The organism is Vibrio sp. 1978 (genome assembly GCF_033344345.1).
The window spans coordinates 1-527 of sequence record NZ_JAWPOP010000967.1 but is presented as its reverse complement, the minus strand read 5'-3'; the positions used below and the strand labels follow the sequence as shown (position 1 = coordinate 527).

General features: G+C 48.0%; 1 protein-coding gene. It reads right to left on the bottom strand.

The window, feature by feature from the left end; translation table 11 throughout:
- Window positions 1–527, bottom strand: a 527-nt coding sequence (locus tag R8N49_RS30140; protein ID WP_318190824.1) for a PDZ domain-containing protein, incomplete at both ends; no start/stop codon positions are given.

Sequence of the window (527 nt, the reverse complement as noted above, 5' to 3'; positions counted from 1 at the left end):
AGGTTTTTCACTCGTTGACGATTGACGCCAATAATGATGTCACCTTGTTTTAGCTGGTATTGCGCGGCAGGTGAATTCTCTGCAACACTGGAGACTTTTACCCCTTGGATGGCATCACTTGGTGTAGTGTTACTTAACTCTGCTCCTTTTAGGCCTTCATGCAACGTTTCCGCTTTGGCTTTCATGTTGGTGGACTCGCCAAGAGTCACGTCAAACGATTTGCTCTTACCATCACGAATAACGCCTAGCGTGATCTTCTTACCTGCTCCTAATGTGGCGACTTTGGCGCGCAACTCAGAGAAAGTGTCGATTGACTTACCGTTAACTGATACAACCACATCACCGGCTTTTAGACCCGCTTTGTCCGCTGCGCTATCGGGCACGACTTGGCTGATGAATGCCCCTTTACTTGACTCGTAACCCAGTGCTTCTGCCAGCTCAGAGGTCACTTCACCACCTTGAACGCCCAACATGCCACGTTTTACTTCACCAAATTCTAAAATCTGCTCAGTGAGGTTTCTCATCAT